13 protein-coding genes are annotated in these 13,254 nt (G+C 59.5%); 6 read left to right on the plus strand and 7 right to left on the minus strand.

The genetic code is table 11. The features are described 5' to 3' along the window. Positions 1 to 2: 2 nt before the first annotated feature. A complete protein-coding gene (locus JFU47_RS22175; RefSeq protein ID WP_140892727.1) occupies positions 3 to 1,727 on the minus strand; it encodes a tetratricopeptide repeat protein in 1,725 nt (574 codons plus the stop codon). Positions 1,728 to 1,909: 182 nt separating this feature from the next. Between JFU47_RS22175 and hemA the strand changes: the two genes are divergently transcribed. From hemA to JFU47_RS22205, 6 genes are all read left to right on the plus strand, one after another. Further along, positions 1,910 to 3,199, plus strand: coding sequence for a glutamyl-tRNA reductase (gene hemA / locus JFU47_RS22180; RefSeq protein WP_123365637.1), 1,290 nt, complete (start codon positions 1,910 to 1,912; stop codon positions 3,197 to 3,199). After that, positions 3,196 to 4,278, plus strand: a complete 1,083-nt coding sequence (prfA, locus tag JFU47_RS22185; RefSeq protein WP_046048306.1) for a peptide chain release factor 1 — start codon at positions 3,196 to 3,198, stop codon at positions 4,276 to 4,278. Before hemA ends, prfA begins: the two co-directional genes overlap by 4 nt. Then, on the plus strand, positions 4,279 to 5,109 hold the full coding sequence (gene prmC / locus JFU47_RS22190; RefSeq protein ID WP_201185704.1) for a peptide chain release factor N(5)-glutamine methyltransferase: 831 nt from the start codon (positions 4,279 to 4,281) through the stop codon (positions 5,107 to 5,109). Next, positions 5,103 to 5,858 (plus strand): molybdopterin-synthase adenylyltransferase MoeB, encoded by a 756-nt coding sequence (locus tag JFU47_RS22195; RefSeq protein WP_140677905.1) that lies wholly within the window; start codon positions 5,103 to 5,105, stop codon positions 5,856 to 5,858. The genes prmC and JFU47_RS22195 overlap by 7 nt, the downstream gene beginning before the upstream one ends. Next, positions 5,851 to 6,642 (plus strand): glutamate racemase, encoded by a 792-nt coding sequence (gene murI, locus JFU47_RS22200; RefSeq protein WP_201185706.1) that lies wholly within the window; start codon positions 5,851 to 5,853, stop codon positions 6,640 to 6,642. Before JFU47_RS22195 ends, murI begins: the two co-directional genes overlap by 8 nt. 112 nt (positions 6,643 to 6,754) lie before the next feature. Continuing rightward, positions 6,755 to 7,273 (plus strand): acyloxyacyl hydrolase, encoded by a 519-nt coding sequence (locus tag JFU47_RS22205; RefSeq protein WP_201185708.1) that lies wholly within the window; start codon positions 6,755 to 6,757, stop codon positions 7,271 to 7,273. Positions 7,274 to 7,329: 56 nt separating this feature from the next. On the opposite strand, the gene JFU47_RS22210 is transcribed toward JFU47_RS22205, so the two are convergent. The 6 genes from JFU47_RS22210 to JFU47_RS22235 form a co-directional block, all read right to left on the minus strand. Further along, on the minus strand, positions 7,330 to 7,635 hold the full coding sequence (locus JFU47_RS22210) for a YkgJ family cysteine cluster protein (RefSeq protein WP_123365642.1): 306 nt from the start codon (positions 7,633 to 7,635) through the stop codon (positions 7,330 to 7,332). A 134-nt stretch (positions 7,636 to 7,769) separates the two neighbouring features. Beyond that, entirely contained in the window at positions 7,770 to 8,549 is a 780-nt protein-coding gene (locus tag JFU47_RS22215; RefSeq protein WP_201185710.1) for an SDR family NAD(P)-dependent oxidoreductase, read from the minus strand. Between the two features lie 13 nt (positions 8,550 to 8,562). Next, positions 8,563 to 10,008: a deoxyribodipyrimidine photo-lyase gene (gene phrB / locus JFU47_RS22220; protein ID WP_201187313.1), complete on the minus strand. Its 1,446-nt coding sequence runs from the start codon at positions 10,006 to 10,008 to the stop codon at positions 8,563 to 8,565. Positions 10,009 to 10,042: 34 nt separating this feature from the next. Then, entirely contained in the window at positions 10,043 to 10,984 is a 942-nt protein-coding gene (locus tag JFU47_RS22225) for a MerR family transcriptional regulator (protein ID WP_201185712.1), read from the minus strand. Further along, positions 10,984 to 11,943 carry a YbgA family protein gene (locus JFU47_RS22230; RefSeq protein ID WP_201185714.1) on the minus strand — a complete coding sequence of 320 codons (960 nt, stop codon included), beginning with the start codon at positions 11,941 to 11,943 and terminating at the stop codon, positions 10,984 to 10,986. Before JFU47_RS22230 ends, JFU47_RS22225 begins: the two co-directional genes overlap by 1 nt. A gap of 155 nt (positions 11,944 to 12,098) precedes the next feature. Continuing rightward, entirely contained in the window at positions 12,099 to 13,085 is a 987-nt protein-coding gene (locus JFU47_RS22235; RefSeq protein ID WP_123365646.1) for an NAD(P)/FAD-dependent oxidoreductase, read from the minus strand. Between the last annotated feature and the right edge of the window lie 169 nt (positions 13,086 to 13,254).

The raw sequence follows: 13,254 nt of genomic DNA on the forward strand, positions 1-13,254 counted from the left end.
TCTTAAAGAGTCTCTGATCCGGTCACGCGCTTGATGGTGCTGCGCAGGAGGGGGCTATCGGGCTGTTCCTTGAGGAATTTGCTCCAGATTTTTTTGGCTTCCCGTTGCTTGCCATTGGCCCACAGGACTTCGCCCAGGTGCGCGGCGACTTCCTGATCGGGGAAGCGCTCCAGCGCCTGGCGCAGCAGGCGTTCGGCTTCGTCGAGATTGCCCATGCGGAAGTTCACCCAGCCGAGACTGTCGAGTACCGCCGGGTCTTCCGGATTGATTCGGTGCGCCTGTTCGATCAAGGCCTTGGCTTCGGCGTAGCGCGTCGTACGGTCGGACAGGGTGTAGCCGAGGGCGTTCAACGCCATTGCGTTGTCCGGGTCGCGCTTGATGATCAGTCGCAGGTCTTTTTCCATCTGCGCCAGGTCATTGCGTTTTTCCGCCAGCATGGCACGGGTGTACAGCAGATTCAGATCGTCCGGGTATTGCTGCAAGGCTTGCTGCAATACCTTCCAGGCCTGGTCGGGCTTCTTATTGGCGGACAAGGTTTCGGCTTCGATCAAATACAACTGAATCGCGTAATCGGGCTGCTCGTCGCGCTCCGCCGCCAGACGGCTTTGGGCTTCGGCAGTCTTGCCGTTGTTCATCAGGATATCGGCCTGGCGCAATTGCGCCGGCAGGTAATCGTTGCCCGGACCGACCTGGGCGTACTCGATCAGCGCGCCTTGCGGGTCGTTGCGCTCTTCTGCGATACGACCGAGGTTCAGGTGCGCCGAATCGACGTGGCTTTCCCGGGCGATCAAGTCTTCCAGATAGCCCTTGGCCTCATTCCAGGCCTTGGCTTCCAGGCAGACCAGCGCGAGGGAGTAACGCAGCTCGTCGTCTTCCGGGTATTGCTGAACCAGGCTCGAAAACTCGACTTTGGCATCGTCCATGCGGTTCTGTTCAACCAGCATGCGCGCGTAAGTCAGGCGCAGGCGTTTGTCGTCCGGGTATTTCTTGATGCTTTTTTGCAGCAGCGGCAATGCTTCATCGCCACGACTGAGGGTTTGCAGCAGGCGCGCGCGCAGCAGAATGGGCGCTATTTCGCCTTCGTCCGGAGGATTGTCTTCCAGCAGGCCCAGCGCACCCTTGGCGTCACCGTCCTGTTGCAACAGCAAGGCTTTGCCGAAAATCAGCTGACTGTTGTTCGGGTGGCGCTGCAATAAACGGTCAAAACTTTTCATCAAGCCGTTGCGCGTGTCCTGGTCGGTATCGGCCGCAGACAGGGCGAGGAAGTCGAAATGTGTGTCGCCCTTGCCTTGCAGGACTTTCTCCATATAGACCATGGAGTCGTCATAACGCCCGGCACGAGCCAGTTGCACGGCAGCGGCCCGTTGCGCCTCAAGGTCTTGAGGGGCGTTTTTCGCCCAGATCAAAGCGGTGTCCAGGGCCGCCTGATCGGCGCCCAGGTATTCGGCGATACGGAATGCCCGCTCGGAGATGCCCGGATCCTGAGTATTGATCGCCTGGGTCACGTAGTTGTCCAGGGCAATGTCGAAACGATTGCGCTGGCCAGCCAGTTCGGCGCTCAACAGACTGAAGATGGTTTCTTCACTGAATGAGCTGTAAACCTTGGGCTTTTCAGGGGCCGGAGTGCTGTCTTCGACCGGCGGCGTACCGTCCGACGGAACGGGTGCCAAGGCCTGGCAGCCGCTGAGGAAGACAAAAGCGAGGAGCAACGCGGAAGATCTATTCATATAGGAAGAGGACGACTAACCTGCGGTCGGATCATCATGACACAAGCCTTCGGCCAAACATAACCGAGTCTCAATTGGCACCTTTATAGAGGCAGGTCATTGGGGCAATAGTCAGCGGTAGTTGTTCTGGCTCTGTCGAAGTAGGACAATTGCCGGCTTCACGTCACTATCAGCGACCTTGAATGGCCTTCCTTGCACTCGGTATTAACCACAAGACTGCTTCAGTAGACGTCCGCGAGCGCGTGGCCTTTACCCCTGAGCAGCTGGTGGAGGCCTTGCAGCAGCTCTGCCGACTCACCGACAGCCGCGAAGCTGCGATCCTCTCCACCTGCAATCGCAGTGAACTCTATATAGAACAGGATCACCTTTCGGCTGACGTTATCTTGCGCTGGCTGGCCGATTATCACCATTTGAGCCTCGAAGAGCTGCGCGCGAGTGCTTATGTGCACGAAGATGATGCGGCAGTTCGTCACATGATGCGGGTGGCCTCCGGGCTCGATTCGCTGGTGTTGGGCGAACCGCAGATTCTCGGTCAGATGAAATCAGCCTACGCCGTGGCCCGCGAGGCCGGCACCATCGGTCCGTTGCTCGGGCGGCTGTTCCAGGCCACCTTCAATGCGGCCAAACAGGTGCGCACCGACACCGCCATCGGCGAGAACCCGGTGTCCGTGGCGTTTGCCGCGGTCAGTCTGGCGAAACAGATTTTCAGCGACCTGCAACGTAGCCAGGCCTTGCTGATCGGTGCCGGCGAGACCATCACCCTGGTCGCCCGCCATCTGCACGAATTGGGTGTAAAGCGCATCGTCGTCGCCAACCGCACCCTGGAACGCGCGAGCATTCTGGCCGAGCAGTTCGGCGCCCATGCAGTGTTGCTTTCGGACATCCCGGCGGAACTGGTGCGCAGCGACATCGTTATCAGTTCCACCGCCAGCCAGTTGCCGATCCTGGGCAAGGGCGCGGTGGAAAGCGCCTTGAAACTGCGCAAGCACAAGCCGATCTTCATGGTAGACATCGCCGTCCCTCGGGATATCGAGCCGGAAGTCGGCGAACTGGACGACGTTTACCTGTATAGCGTCGACGATCTCCACGAAGTGGTCGCCGAGAACCTCAAGAGTCGTCAGGGCGCAGCCCAGGCGGCGGAAGAGATGGTCTCGGTCGGTGCCGAAGATTTCATGGTCCGCCTGCGTGAACTGGCGGCGGTGGATGTGCTCAAGGCCTATCGCCAACAAAGCGAGCGCATGCGCGACGAAGAATTGCAGAAGGCCCAGCGCATGCTGGCCAACGGCAGCAGCGCCGAAGACGTGCTGGTGCAACTGGCGCGGGGCCTGACCAACAAACTCTTGCACGCACCGAGCGTGCAGTTGAAAAAGCTCTCTGCCGAAGGCCGCCTCGATGCGCTGGCCATGGCCCAGGAACTCTTTGCCCTGAATGAGGGCTCATCGGATAGCTTTTCGGATAAAAAACCGCAATGAAAGCGTCACTGCTCAATAAGCTGGACATCCTCCAGGACCGTTTCGAGGAATTGACCGCCTTGCTTGGCGACGGCGAAGTCATTTCCGATCAGAACAAATTCCGCACCTATTCCAAGGAATACGCGGAAGTCGAACCGATTGTCGAAACCTATAAACAGTTGCTCAAGGTACAAAGCGATCTCGAGGGTGCTCAGGCGCTGCTCAAGGACAGCGACCCGGACATGCGCGAAATGGCCGTGGAAGAAGTCCGCGAAGCCAAAGAGCAATTGATCGACATCGAAGCCAGCCTGCAACGCATGCTGCTGCCCAAGGATCCGAACGATGGGCGTAACGTGTTCCTCGAAATCCGCGCCGGCACAGGCGGTGACGAGGCGGCGATTTTCTCCGGCGACCTGTTCCGCATGTATTCACGTTACGCCGAGCGTCGTGGCTGGCGGGTGGAAATCCTGTCCGAGAACATTGGTGAGCACGGCGGCTTTAAAGAAGTCATCGCCCGAGTCGAAGGCGACAACGTCTATGGCAAGCTGAAATTCGAATCCGGTGCCCACCGCGTACAACGGGTTCCCGCTACCGAATCCCAGGGTCGCATCCACACCTCGGCTTGCACCGTAGCCGTGTTGCCCGAGCCGGACGAGCAGGAAGCGATCGAGATCAACCCCTCGGATTTGCGCATCGATACCTACAAATCCTCCGGTGCCGGTGGTCAGCACGTTAACAAAACGGACTCGGCGATCCGCATCACGCACTTGCCGTCCGGTATTGTCGTCGAATGCCAGGAAGAGCGTTCCCAGCACAAGAACCGCGCCCGGGCGATGTCCTGGCTGTCGGCCAAGCTCAACGATCAGCAGACCAGCGCCGCCGCGAACGCTATCGCTAGTGAGCGTAAATTGCTGGTCGGTTCGGGCGATCGCTCGGAGCGGATCCGCACGTATAACTTTGCCCAGGGGCGGGTCACCGACCACCGGGTCAACCTGACGCTGTATTCCCTCGACGAAATCCTCGCGGGTGGCGTCGATGCGGTGATCGAGCCGTTGCTGGCCGAATACCAGGCCGACCAATTGGCAGCGATAGGTGAGTAAATGACGATCATTGCCAGTTTGTTACGCGCCGCCGACCTGCCAGATTCGCCCACCGCGCGCCTGGATGCCGAATTGTTGCTGGCCGCGGCGTTGGGCAAGTCCCGCAGTTTTCTGCACACCTGGCCCGAGCGCATCGTTCCGAGCGAAGCGGCGCTTAAATTTGCCGAGTACTTGCAGCGCCGTCGTGGCGGTGAGCCAGTGGCCTACATCCTCGGTCAACAAGGTTTCTGGAAGCTTGATCTGGAAGTGGCGCCGCATACGCTGATCCCGCGCCCGGACACCGAGCTATTGGTGGAAGCGGCGCTTGAACTCCTGCCAGCCACACCTGCCAAGGTCCTCGATCTCGGCACCGGCAGTGGCGCCATTGCGTTGGCCTTGGCCAGCGAGCGTCCGGCCTGGAAGGTTACCGCCGTGGATCGCGTGCTCGAAGCCGTGGCCCTGGCCGAGCGCAATCGCCAGCGACTTCACCTGAATAACGCCACCGTGCTGAGCAGTCATTGGTTCAGTGCGCTGGAAGGTCAGCGTTTTCAGCTGATCATCAGCAACCCGCCTTACATCGCCTCCGCCGACCCGCATCTGGTGGAAGGCGATGTGCGCTTCGAACCGGCCAGTGCCTTGGTGGCCGGCGTCGACGGGTTCGACGATCTGCGTCTGATCGTCGCCCAGGCGCCGGATTATCTGGAGGCGGGCGGCTGGTTGATGCTTGAACACGGTTACGATCAAGCCACTGCGGTACGCGATTTGCTGCTGACCCGCGGCTTTGAAGAAGTCCACAGCCGCACCGATCTGGGCGGTCACGAACGTATCAGCCTGGGGCGCCTGCCGTGCTGAATGATCAGGAATTGTTGCGCTACAGTCGGCAGATTCTGTTGCAACACGTCGACATCGACGGCCAGTTGCGACTGAAAGAAAGCCGCGTGTTGATCGTCGGTCTTGGCGGTCTCGGCTCGCCGGTTGCGCTGTATCTGGCCGCCGCCGGCGTCGGTGAGTTGCATCTGGCGGACTTCGACACTGTCGACCTGACCAACCTGCAACGCCAGATTGTCCACGACACCGACAGCGTCGGCCTGAGCAAGGTCGATTCGGCTATACGCCGACTAAGTGCGATCAATCCCGAGATTCAGTTAATCGCCCATCGCACCGCGCTGGACGAAGACTCCCTGGCTGCCGCCGTGGCTGCGGTGGATCTGGTGCTGGACTGTTCCGACAATTTCTCCACCCGCGAAGCGGTCAACGCTGCGTGTGTCGCCGCCTGCAAACCGCTGGTCAGTGGCGCTGCGATTCGGCTGGAAGGGCAGTTGTCGGTATTCGACCCGCGTCGCCCGGAGAGTCCGTGCTATCACTGTTTATATGGTCACGGCAGCGAAGCCGAACTGACCTGCAGCGAAGCCGGCGTCGTGGGGCCTTTGGTTGGCCTGGTGGGCAGTCTTCAGGCGCTGGAAGCCATGAAGTTGCTGGTGGGCTTCGGCGAGCCGATGGTGGGGCGCCTGTTGTTGATCGATGCCTTGGGCTCGCGCTTTCGCGAATTGCGGGTCAAGCGTGATCCGGGCTGCAGCGTCTGTGGTTCGAAGCATGCGTGAAGCGCCGATTGGCGTGTTCGACTCCGGCGTCGGTGGGCTTTCGGTGCTGGCCGAGATCCAGCGTTTGCTGCCCAACGAGTCACTGTTGTACGTCGCCGATTGCGGGAATATTCCCTACGGCGAGAAAACCCCGGAATTCATCCGTCATCGCTGCAGCGTGATGGCCGGTTTTTTTCAACAGCAGGGCGCCAAGGCCTTGGTGCTGGCCTGCAACACGGCGACGGTCGCTGGCGTTGCCGACTTGCGACGCGATTATCCCGAGTGGCCCATCGTCGGCATGGAGCCTGCGGTCAAACCGGCCGCTGCCGCTACCCGCAGCGGTGTGGTCGGTGTGCTCGCCACCACCGGGACCTTGCAGAGTGCCAGGTTCGCGGCGTTACTCGACCGTTTCGCCACCGATGTGCAAGTCATCACCCAGCCGTGCCCCGGCCTGGTGGAGCTGATTGAAAACGGTGATCTGCACAGCCCGGCCCTGCGCCAGTTGTTGGCCAGGTATGTCGAACCACTACTCGGCGCCGGGTGCGACACGATAATTCTTGGCTGCACGCATTACCCCTTCCTAAAGCCTTTGCTTAAGCAGATGATCCCCGATGACATCAGCTTGATCGACACCGGGGCCGCTGTAGCGCGGCAACTTCAGCGTTTGTTGGCCGAGCGTGAATTGCTCGCCGAGGGGCCTGCACGTGCTGCGCAGTTCTGGACGAGTTCCGATCCGGAGCATTTCAGAAATATCTTGCCGATACTGTGGAATACCACTGGCGTTGTGCGAAGCTTCAAGGAGTAAACAAAACTCGGGGCAAGCGAGTAATTGGGGTGAACTTCTGATTAATCGTCGACTTCTATAGCGTTAAGCAACAAAAAAACCATACGAAATCGTTCGGAAAAGGATGTTTCTAATGAAGCGACTATTCTGCTTGGCCGCGATTGCGGCCGCACTGATGGGGCACAGTTTTACCGCACAGGCGGCAGGCGTGGAGTTCGCGGTCGGCCAGACCAGCGAGTCGACCATGACCTATCGACTGGGTATGCAATTCGATTGGGACAAGAGCTGGTTGCAGAGTGATATCGGTCGTTTGACCGGTTACTGGAGCGGTGCGTACACCTATTGGGAAGGCGACAAGACCTCCAGCAACCACAGCCTGTCGTTCTCGCCAGTGTTTGTTTACGAGTTTGCCGGTCAGAACGTCAAACCGTACCTGGAGGCCGGGATTGGCGTGGCGTTGTTCTCTCATACCGAACTTGAAAACAACAACCTCGGTGGTGCTTTTCAGTTCGAAGACCGATTCGGCTTTGGTCTGCGCTTTGCGGGCGGACATGAAGTCGGGATTCGTGCGACGCACTACTCCAATGCCGGTCTTAACAGTTACAACGACGGTGTAGAAAGCTACTCGCTGCATTACACGATGCCGTTGTAAGCGCTTTTAATGTGGGAGCGAGCAGGCTCGCTCCCACATTAGATCCTCATTCAGATTCATCGATACGCCGTGGTAATCCCTTGGCGTTCGTCGATGCATTCCGGTGCGCCCATCTCGAACTCCCGGCAGATCAACGGGCGTTTTTCGTAGATGGTGCACATCATCGTGTTGCGATCCAGCGCGGCGCACCAGCCGTCATCCAGACGCAGCATGACTTCCCCTCCCCAGTCATCGGTATCGATAAAACGTTCGGGCACGCCCGTGTCCGTGATCAGCATGACTTCGAGCTGACAACAGCAAGCTGCGCAGGTCGAGCATGTGACCGCAGGCTCGTCGATTTGCGTGTGGGGAATGGTTTTCATGGCGCCCAGTGTAAGGCAGTGGGCCGGTGCTGTGTGAAAGGCCTGACGGACGCTTGGTCGATGGGTTCGAACAGGGTGATCTCATGGCTGCGATCCAGCAGCCAGGTGCGATCAGCCCCGAGATGCGGGTGATTTTACAGCTGATCCTTGATCGGCGGATTGCTGCGTACCATGCGTTTGCCGATCGCGAGTTTCCCCCGGTTGGGTATTTTCGACAATGGCCAGAGGTCGGCCATGAACAACGCTGGAAAGGCCATCTCCAGCGGACGATTCTTGAGTTCGGCGAAGATGTAGCGTGCGGACTTGTCCACCGGCCAACTGAGTGGCATGGGGGCGTTTTCCGCCGACAGCGGCGTCTCGACAAACCCCGGGCTGATCACGGTGACTTCGATGCCTTCCGGTGCAAGATCAATACGCAGCGATTCAAACAGGTATCGCAGCCCGGGTTTTGAGGCACCATGGGCCTCGCTCCGGGGCAGCGGCAGGTAGGTGACCGAGCTGGCGACGCCCACCAGATGCGGCGCGGTGCCGGCGCGCAAGAGTGGCAGGGCGGCTTCGATGCAATAGCTGCTGGCAAGCAGGTTGGTGCGCACTACGTGCTCGACGATCGACGAATCGAACTGCTGAACGTCGACGTATTCGCAAGTGCCGGCGTTGAGGATGACCGTGTCCAGAGCTCCCCACTCCCCGGCAATCTGCTCGCCGATTTCTCGCACGGTCTGGCTGTTGGTCAGGTCACCGGCCACCACCAGCACTTGCCCCGGATAACGCTGGGACAAGACTTTGAGTGGCGCCACCGAGCGAGCGCTCACCGCGAGGTGAGCTCCGGTTTTCAGTATTTCCTCGGCCAGCGAGGCACCAATGCCGTTGCTGGCACCTGTCAGCCAGTAGCGTCGTGGAGGTGTAAAACGCATCCCATTCTCCTTTTTAACCAGGCAATCGCCCGTCATTTTGTCGTGATGGCAGGTTCTTGAATGCGGCCAGCGCCCGTTGGCGAGAGCTGCTCAGATTGACGATCGGCGACGGATAATCCGCCACACCGAACAGGCCGCCGAGGTTCGCCGGGTTGTGCACATCTTTCTTGTTCAGTCTGGCCAGTTCCGGCAGCCAGTGCTTGATGAACAGCCCCTCGCTGTCGAATTTCTCCGACTGGCTCAGCGGGTTGAAAATCCGGAAGTAGGGCGCCGAATCGGTGCCAGTGGACGAGCTCCACTGCCAGCCACCGTTGTTCGCCGCCAAGTCGCCATCAATCAGATGCCGCATGAAAAAACGTTCGCCTTCACGCCAGTCGATCAGCAGGTTCTTGGTCAGGAACATCGCCACCACCATGCGCAGGCGGTTGTGCATCCAGCCGGTTTCAAGCAACTGGCGCATGGCCGCGTCGATGATCGGCAGGCCGGTACGGGCCTCTTGCCAGGCCAGGAGTTCATCGGGGGCATCGCGCCAGGCGAGGGCTTCGGTTTCCGGGCGGAAGGCGCGATGACGCGAGACCCGTGGGTAGCCCACCAGAATGTGCTTGTAGAATTCGCGCCACAGCAATTCGTTGATCCAGGTGACGGCGCCGACCTTGCCACTTTCGAACTCGCCCTGATTGCTTTGCAGCGCGGCGTGCAGACACTGACGGGGGGAAACTACCCCGGCGGCGAGATAGGCCGACAGCTGACTGGTGCCCGGTTTGGCCGGGAAATCGCGTTCGTTTTTGTAGTCGTCGATCTGGGCGTCGGCGAAGGTGTCAAGGCGGCGGTGGGCTTCGGCTTCACCGGCAGGCCAAAGACTGCGCAAGCTGTCGCTGGGCGTTGCGAAGCCTTCAACGGTTGATGGGATCTTGTCGCTGCCGATCGCCAGCGGCGCCTGTACGGCAGGTGCTGAGACCCGCTTCGGTAACGACCCGCGCAGGCGGTCGTAACACGCCTTGCGGAATTGGCTGAACACCTGAAAGTAAGTGCCCGTTTTGGTCAGTACGGTGCCCGGTTTTAACAACAGTTGATCAAGGTAGCTATAAAAGCCGATGGCATTGGCTTTCAGTGTTTCGGCCACCGCTGCGTCACGACGGCTTTCATGAATGCCGTACTCCTCGTTGACGTGCACCGCATCGATTTCCAACTGCTTGCAAAGATCGAGCAGGACCTTGGGCGCGTCCTGCCAGCGAGATGCCTTGCGGATCAACAAGGGAATGTTCAGCTCATCCAGCGCGCTGCGTAACTCACTCAGGTTGCGCAGCCAGAAATCCACTTTGCACGACGCATCATCGTGTTCCAGCCATTGCTCCGGGCTCAGCAGATACACCGCCACAGTCGGGCCGCGGGCTGCGGCGGCCGAGAGGGCGGTGTTGTCATGTAAGCGCAAGTCGCTGCGCAACCAGATCAATTGCAGGGTAGTGTCCGCACGATTCATTAAAAATTCGCCATTAAATGAGCCCACGCTGAACCAGGCCCTGGTGCGCCGCTAACGGATCTTCAGCCAGGAACAAATCAGTGATCTTGTACGTTCGTGCGGACAACTCGGCGTGGTGGATGCATACCGTGGGTCCGGCAATCATTTTTGGGCAACTGACACCATTCAAAAGTTTCGGCAGCTGCGAAAGATTCATCGCTTTGCTGGAATACAGCAGTACGCCGCGGGCTTGCAGGTGATCGATCGCCAGTGCGAGTTCGCCGGCGGGGAGTGGCCAGTCGAACACTTCCACCGGGCAATCGGCGCTGCTGATCAACCAGGCGGTCAGCCACAGGTGAGGTTCCAGTGGCAGGTCCGAGTGATTGATCAACAACAGTGGCGCGGTGCGTAGCTGACGGTTGTTATGGTAGATGCGTGCGCCAAATTTGCTGCGTAACCAGGAGTAAAAAAACACTCGCTCCATCTGCGCGCCGAACTGGCCTTGCCAGTGTTGCTCCAGTTCAGCCAGCAACGGCATCAGCAGTTGTGCGCACAAGGTCCGTGGTGGATACAGCGCCATGGCCTGATTGACAGTGTCATCGAGGGTGCGTTCGTTCAGTTGAGTGACCGCTTGCAGCAGCGTATGGCGCAGCACTTGCCAATCGTTTTCGACGGATTGGGCAAAGGCCTGCGGGGTGTCGAGCAGTGGCTTGACCTGGCTGACGGCCACGCCGCGGTTGAGCCAGGTGAGGATCGTCAGGATGCGTTGAACGTGTTCGGCAGAGAAAAGCCGATGCCCCTTGGGCGTGCGTTGCGGCACGATCAGGCCATAACGCCGCTCCCAGGCCCGCAGGGTGACGGCGTTGACGCCGGTCTGCCGCGCGACCTCGCGGATCGGCAGCCAGCCTTCGTCGAGGGCTTTCTTGAAGTCGGCGCCCAGGTCTTCGCTGGCGCTGGTGTCGAGTGGGCTTTTCATTAGATCGCGTTTCGCAGGCTGAGATTTTCCGGATGCGGTTGCAGGTAAACCTGTTGCGCAATGTATGGATCCGGGTGTTGACGGAAGTAGTGTTTGAGCAGCGTCAACGGCACCACCAACGGCACGATGCCGTGGCGGTACTGACCGATGACGTGCTGCACTTCCTGTTTGTCTTCAGCGCTGATGGCCTGTTTGAGATAGCCACTGATGTGTTGCAGGACGTTGGTGTGGGTGCGGCGTGTGGCGCATTTTTTCAAGGCCGCCATCAGCTCGCTGAAATAGCGTGGACCGAGTTCATTCGGATGGGTCTGGCCCATGCTACCCAGCAGGTTACCCAAGGTTTTGTATTGCACCGGATTGTGGGCCATCAGCAGGTATTTGTAGCGCGAGTGAAAGTCCGTGAGGCCACGGCGAGTGAGGCCTTCGCACAGCAATTGCTGCCAGGCGCTATAGGCGAATACGCGGGTGAGGAAGTTTTCTCGCAGCACCGGGTCGTTGAGTCGGCCGTCTTCTTCCACCGGTAAATCCGGATGCCGCGCGCAGAACGCCTGGGCATAGATGCCACGACCACCACCGTCCACCGGCGCACCGTTGGCGTGGTAGACCTTGACCCGATCCAGGCCGCATGACGGGGATTTCTGCATGAAGATGTAGCCGCAGATGTCGCCCAGTTCCGCGGCCATTTTCTGACCGTACTCGGCGAGCCGCCGGGTGACATTGAGTGTTGGGTTAACGGTACCGATGGCTTCTGGACGCTGTGGATCGCCCACCAGACGAATCGGTTCACGGGGAATGCCGAGACCGATGGCGACTTCGGGGCAAACCGGGACAAAATCGAAATAGTCAGTGAGAGTGCGACTGCACAGCTGCGACGCCTTGTGCCCGCCGTTAAAACGCACTTCTGCGCCCATCAGGCAGGCGCTGATGGCGATCTTTGGTTTCATGGTGACGTGGGGCATCGGAGCACCTCGAATCTAAACCTGTACAGACTGTTCGATCTGTACAACATAACTCCATCATAGATTCAAAGGTGTACAAGTCAAATTGTTTGTATAAGTTTTACGATCGCTCCCTTAGGAGCAGCCTTCGGCAGCTCCTACCTGATTGAGGCGATTCACTGCAGATGCGCATGCAAGCGGCGGGCGGCTTCCTGGCCGCTTAGCCAAGCACCTTCGACACGACCGGACAAGCACCAGTCGCCACACACATACAGACCCAGATCGGCATCGGCCAGGGCGCCCCATTCATGGCTGCTGGCGGGTCGGGCGTAAAGCCAGCGGTGGGCGAGGCTGAAGGTCGGGGCGGGCATGGCGCTGTGCAGCAGCTCGGCAAATGCGCCGTGCAATTGCTCGATCACCGCTTCCTTGGACAGGTCGATATGTTGCCGGCTCCAGGCACTGGTCGCATGCAGCACCCACGTATCGAGGGTGTTATCGCGCCCGGGTTTGCTGCGGTTGCGAGCCAGCCAGTCGAGTGGACTGTCCTGTACGAAGCAGCCTTCCATGGGCGTATCCAGCGGTGTCTCGAACGCCAGCGCGACAGCCCAGGTCGGGTCCATTTTCACCCCGGCGGCGGCACCGGCGAGTTTCGGCGCGGAGGCCAGCAGTGCAGTCGCCTGAGGCGCCGGCGTGGCGATAATCACATGACTGAACGGGCCGTGGGTAAAGCCTTCGGCGTCCTGCAGATGCCAGTGCTCCTCGCCGCGATAGACCTCGGTAATGCGGCAGGCGAAATGCACTTCCAGGTCGCCGAGCAGGCCACGGGTGATGGCGCTCATGCGCGGCGTACCGACCCAGCGCGTCTGTTCGTCCGGCGACAGGTTGAGCTGGCCGCCATGGTAGGTGTAGAGCTGCGGCATCCATTCAGCGACCCAGCCGTTGCCTTGCCAGCGCTGGACTTCAGTGACGAAGCGGCGATCGCGGGCGGTGAAATATTGCGCGCCCATGTCCAGAGCACCCGCATCGCTGCGCTTGCTTGACATGCGTCCGCCACTGCCGCGGCTTTTATCGAAAAGTTGAACGACATGCCCGACCTCTGTCAGGGCTTGGGCGGCGGAGAGCCCGGCGATGCCGGTGCCGATGATTGCGATAGGTACAGTCATAGGGGCCTCGTTTACCTTTCTGTACAGACTACGCCGTGGATGAAACCTGTACAATATTGTTTTTTGGTATAACTTTTAGCGTTCTCGTTCTGACAGCTTGGCCTATTGTTAAACACAGAGCCTGCCCGATACCAAAGATCCCTGCTTATAAAAATAGACTAGTGATCAA

The sequence above is a fragment of the Pseudomonas sp. TH39(2020) genome, assembly GCF_016650715.1.
Taxonomy (GTDB): domain Bacteria; phylum Pseudomonadota; class Gammaproteobacteria; order Pseudomonadales; family Pseudomonadaceae; genus Aquipseudomonas; species Aquipseudomonas mandelii_C.

Excerpts from the sequence above, each read along its gene's own strand:
- JFU47_RS22175 (WP_140892727.1), bottom strand. The coding sequence starts at position 1,727 with ATGAATAGATCTTCCGCGTTGCTCCTCGCTTTTGTCTTCCTCAGCGGC.
- hemA (WP_123365637.1), top strand. The coding sequence starts at position 1,910 with ATGGCCTTCCTTGCACTCGGTATTAACCACAAGACTGCTTCAGTAGAC.
- prfA (WP_046048306.1), top strand. The coding sequence starts at position 3,196 with ATGAAAGCGTCACTGCTCAATAAGCTGGACATCCTCCAGGACCGTTTC.
- prmC (WP_201185704.1), top strand. The coding sequence starts at position 4,279 with ATGACGATCATTGCCAGTTTGTTACGCGCCGCCGACCTGCCAGATTCG.
- murI (WP_201185706.1), top strand. The coding sequence starts at position 5,851 with ATGCGTGAAGCGCCGATTGGCGTGTTCGACTCCGGCGTCGGTGGGCTT.
- JFU47_RS22205 (WP_201185708.1), top strand. The coding sequence starts at position 6,755 with ATGAAGCGACTATTCTGCTTGGCCGCGATTGCGGCCGCACTGATGGGG.
- JFU47_RS22210 (WP_123365642.1), bottom strand. The coding sequence starts at position 7,635 with ATGAAAACCATTCCCCACACGCAAATCGACGAGCCTGCGGTCACATGC.
- JFU47_RS22215 (WP_201185710.1), bottom strand. The coding sequence starts at position 8,549 with ATGCGTTTTACACCTCCACGACGCTACTGGCTGACAGGTGCCAGCAAC.
- JFU47_RS22225 (WP_201185712.1), bottom strand. The coding sequence starts at position 10,984 with ATGAAAAGCCCACTCGACACCAGCGCCAGCGAAGACCTGGGCGCCGAC.
- JFU47_RS22230 (WP_201185714.1), bottom strand. The coding sequence starts at position 11,943 with ATGCCCCACGTCACCATGAAACCAAAGATCGCCATCAGCGCCTGCCTG.
- JFU47_RS22235 (WP_123365646.1), bottom strand. The coding sequence starts at position 13,085 with ATGACTGTACCTATCGCAATCATCGGCACCGGCATCGCCGGGCTCTCC.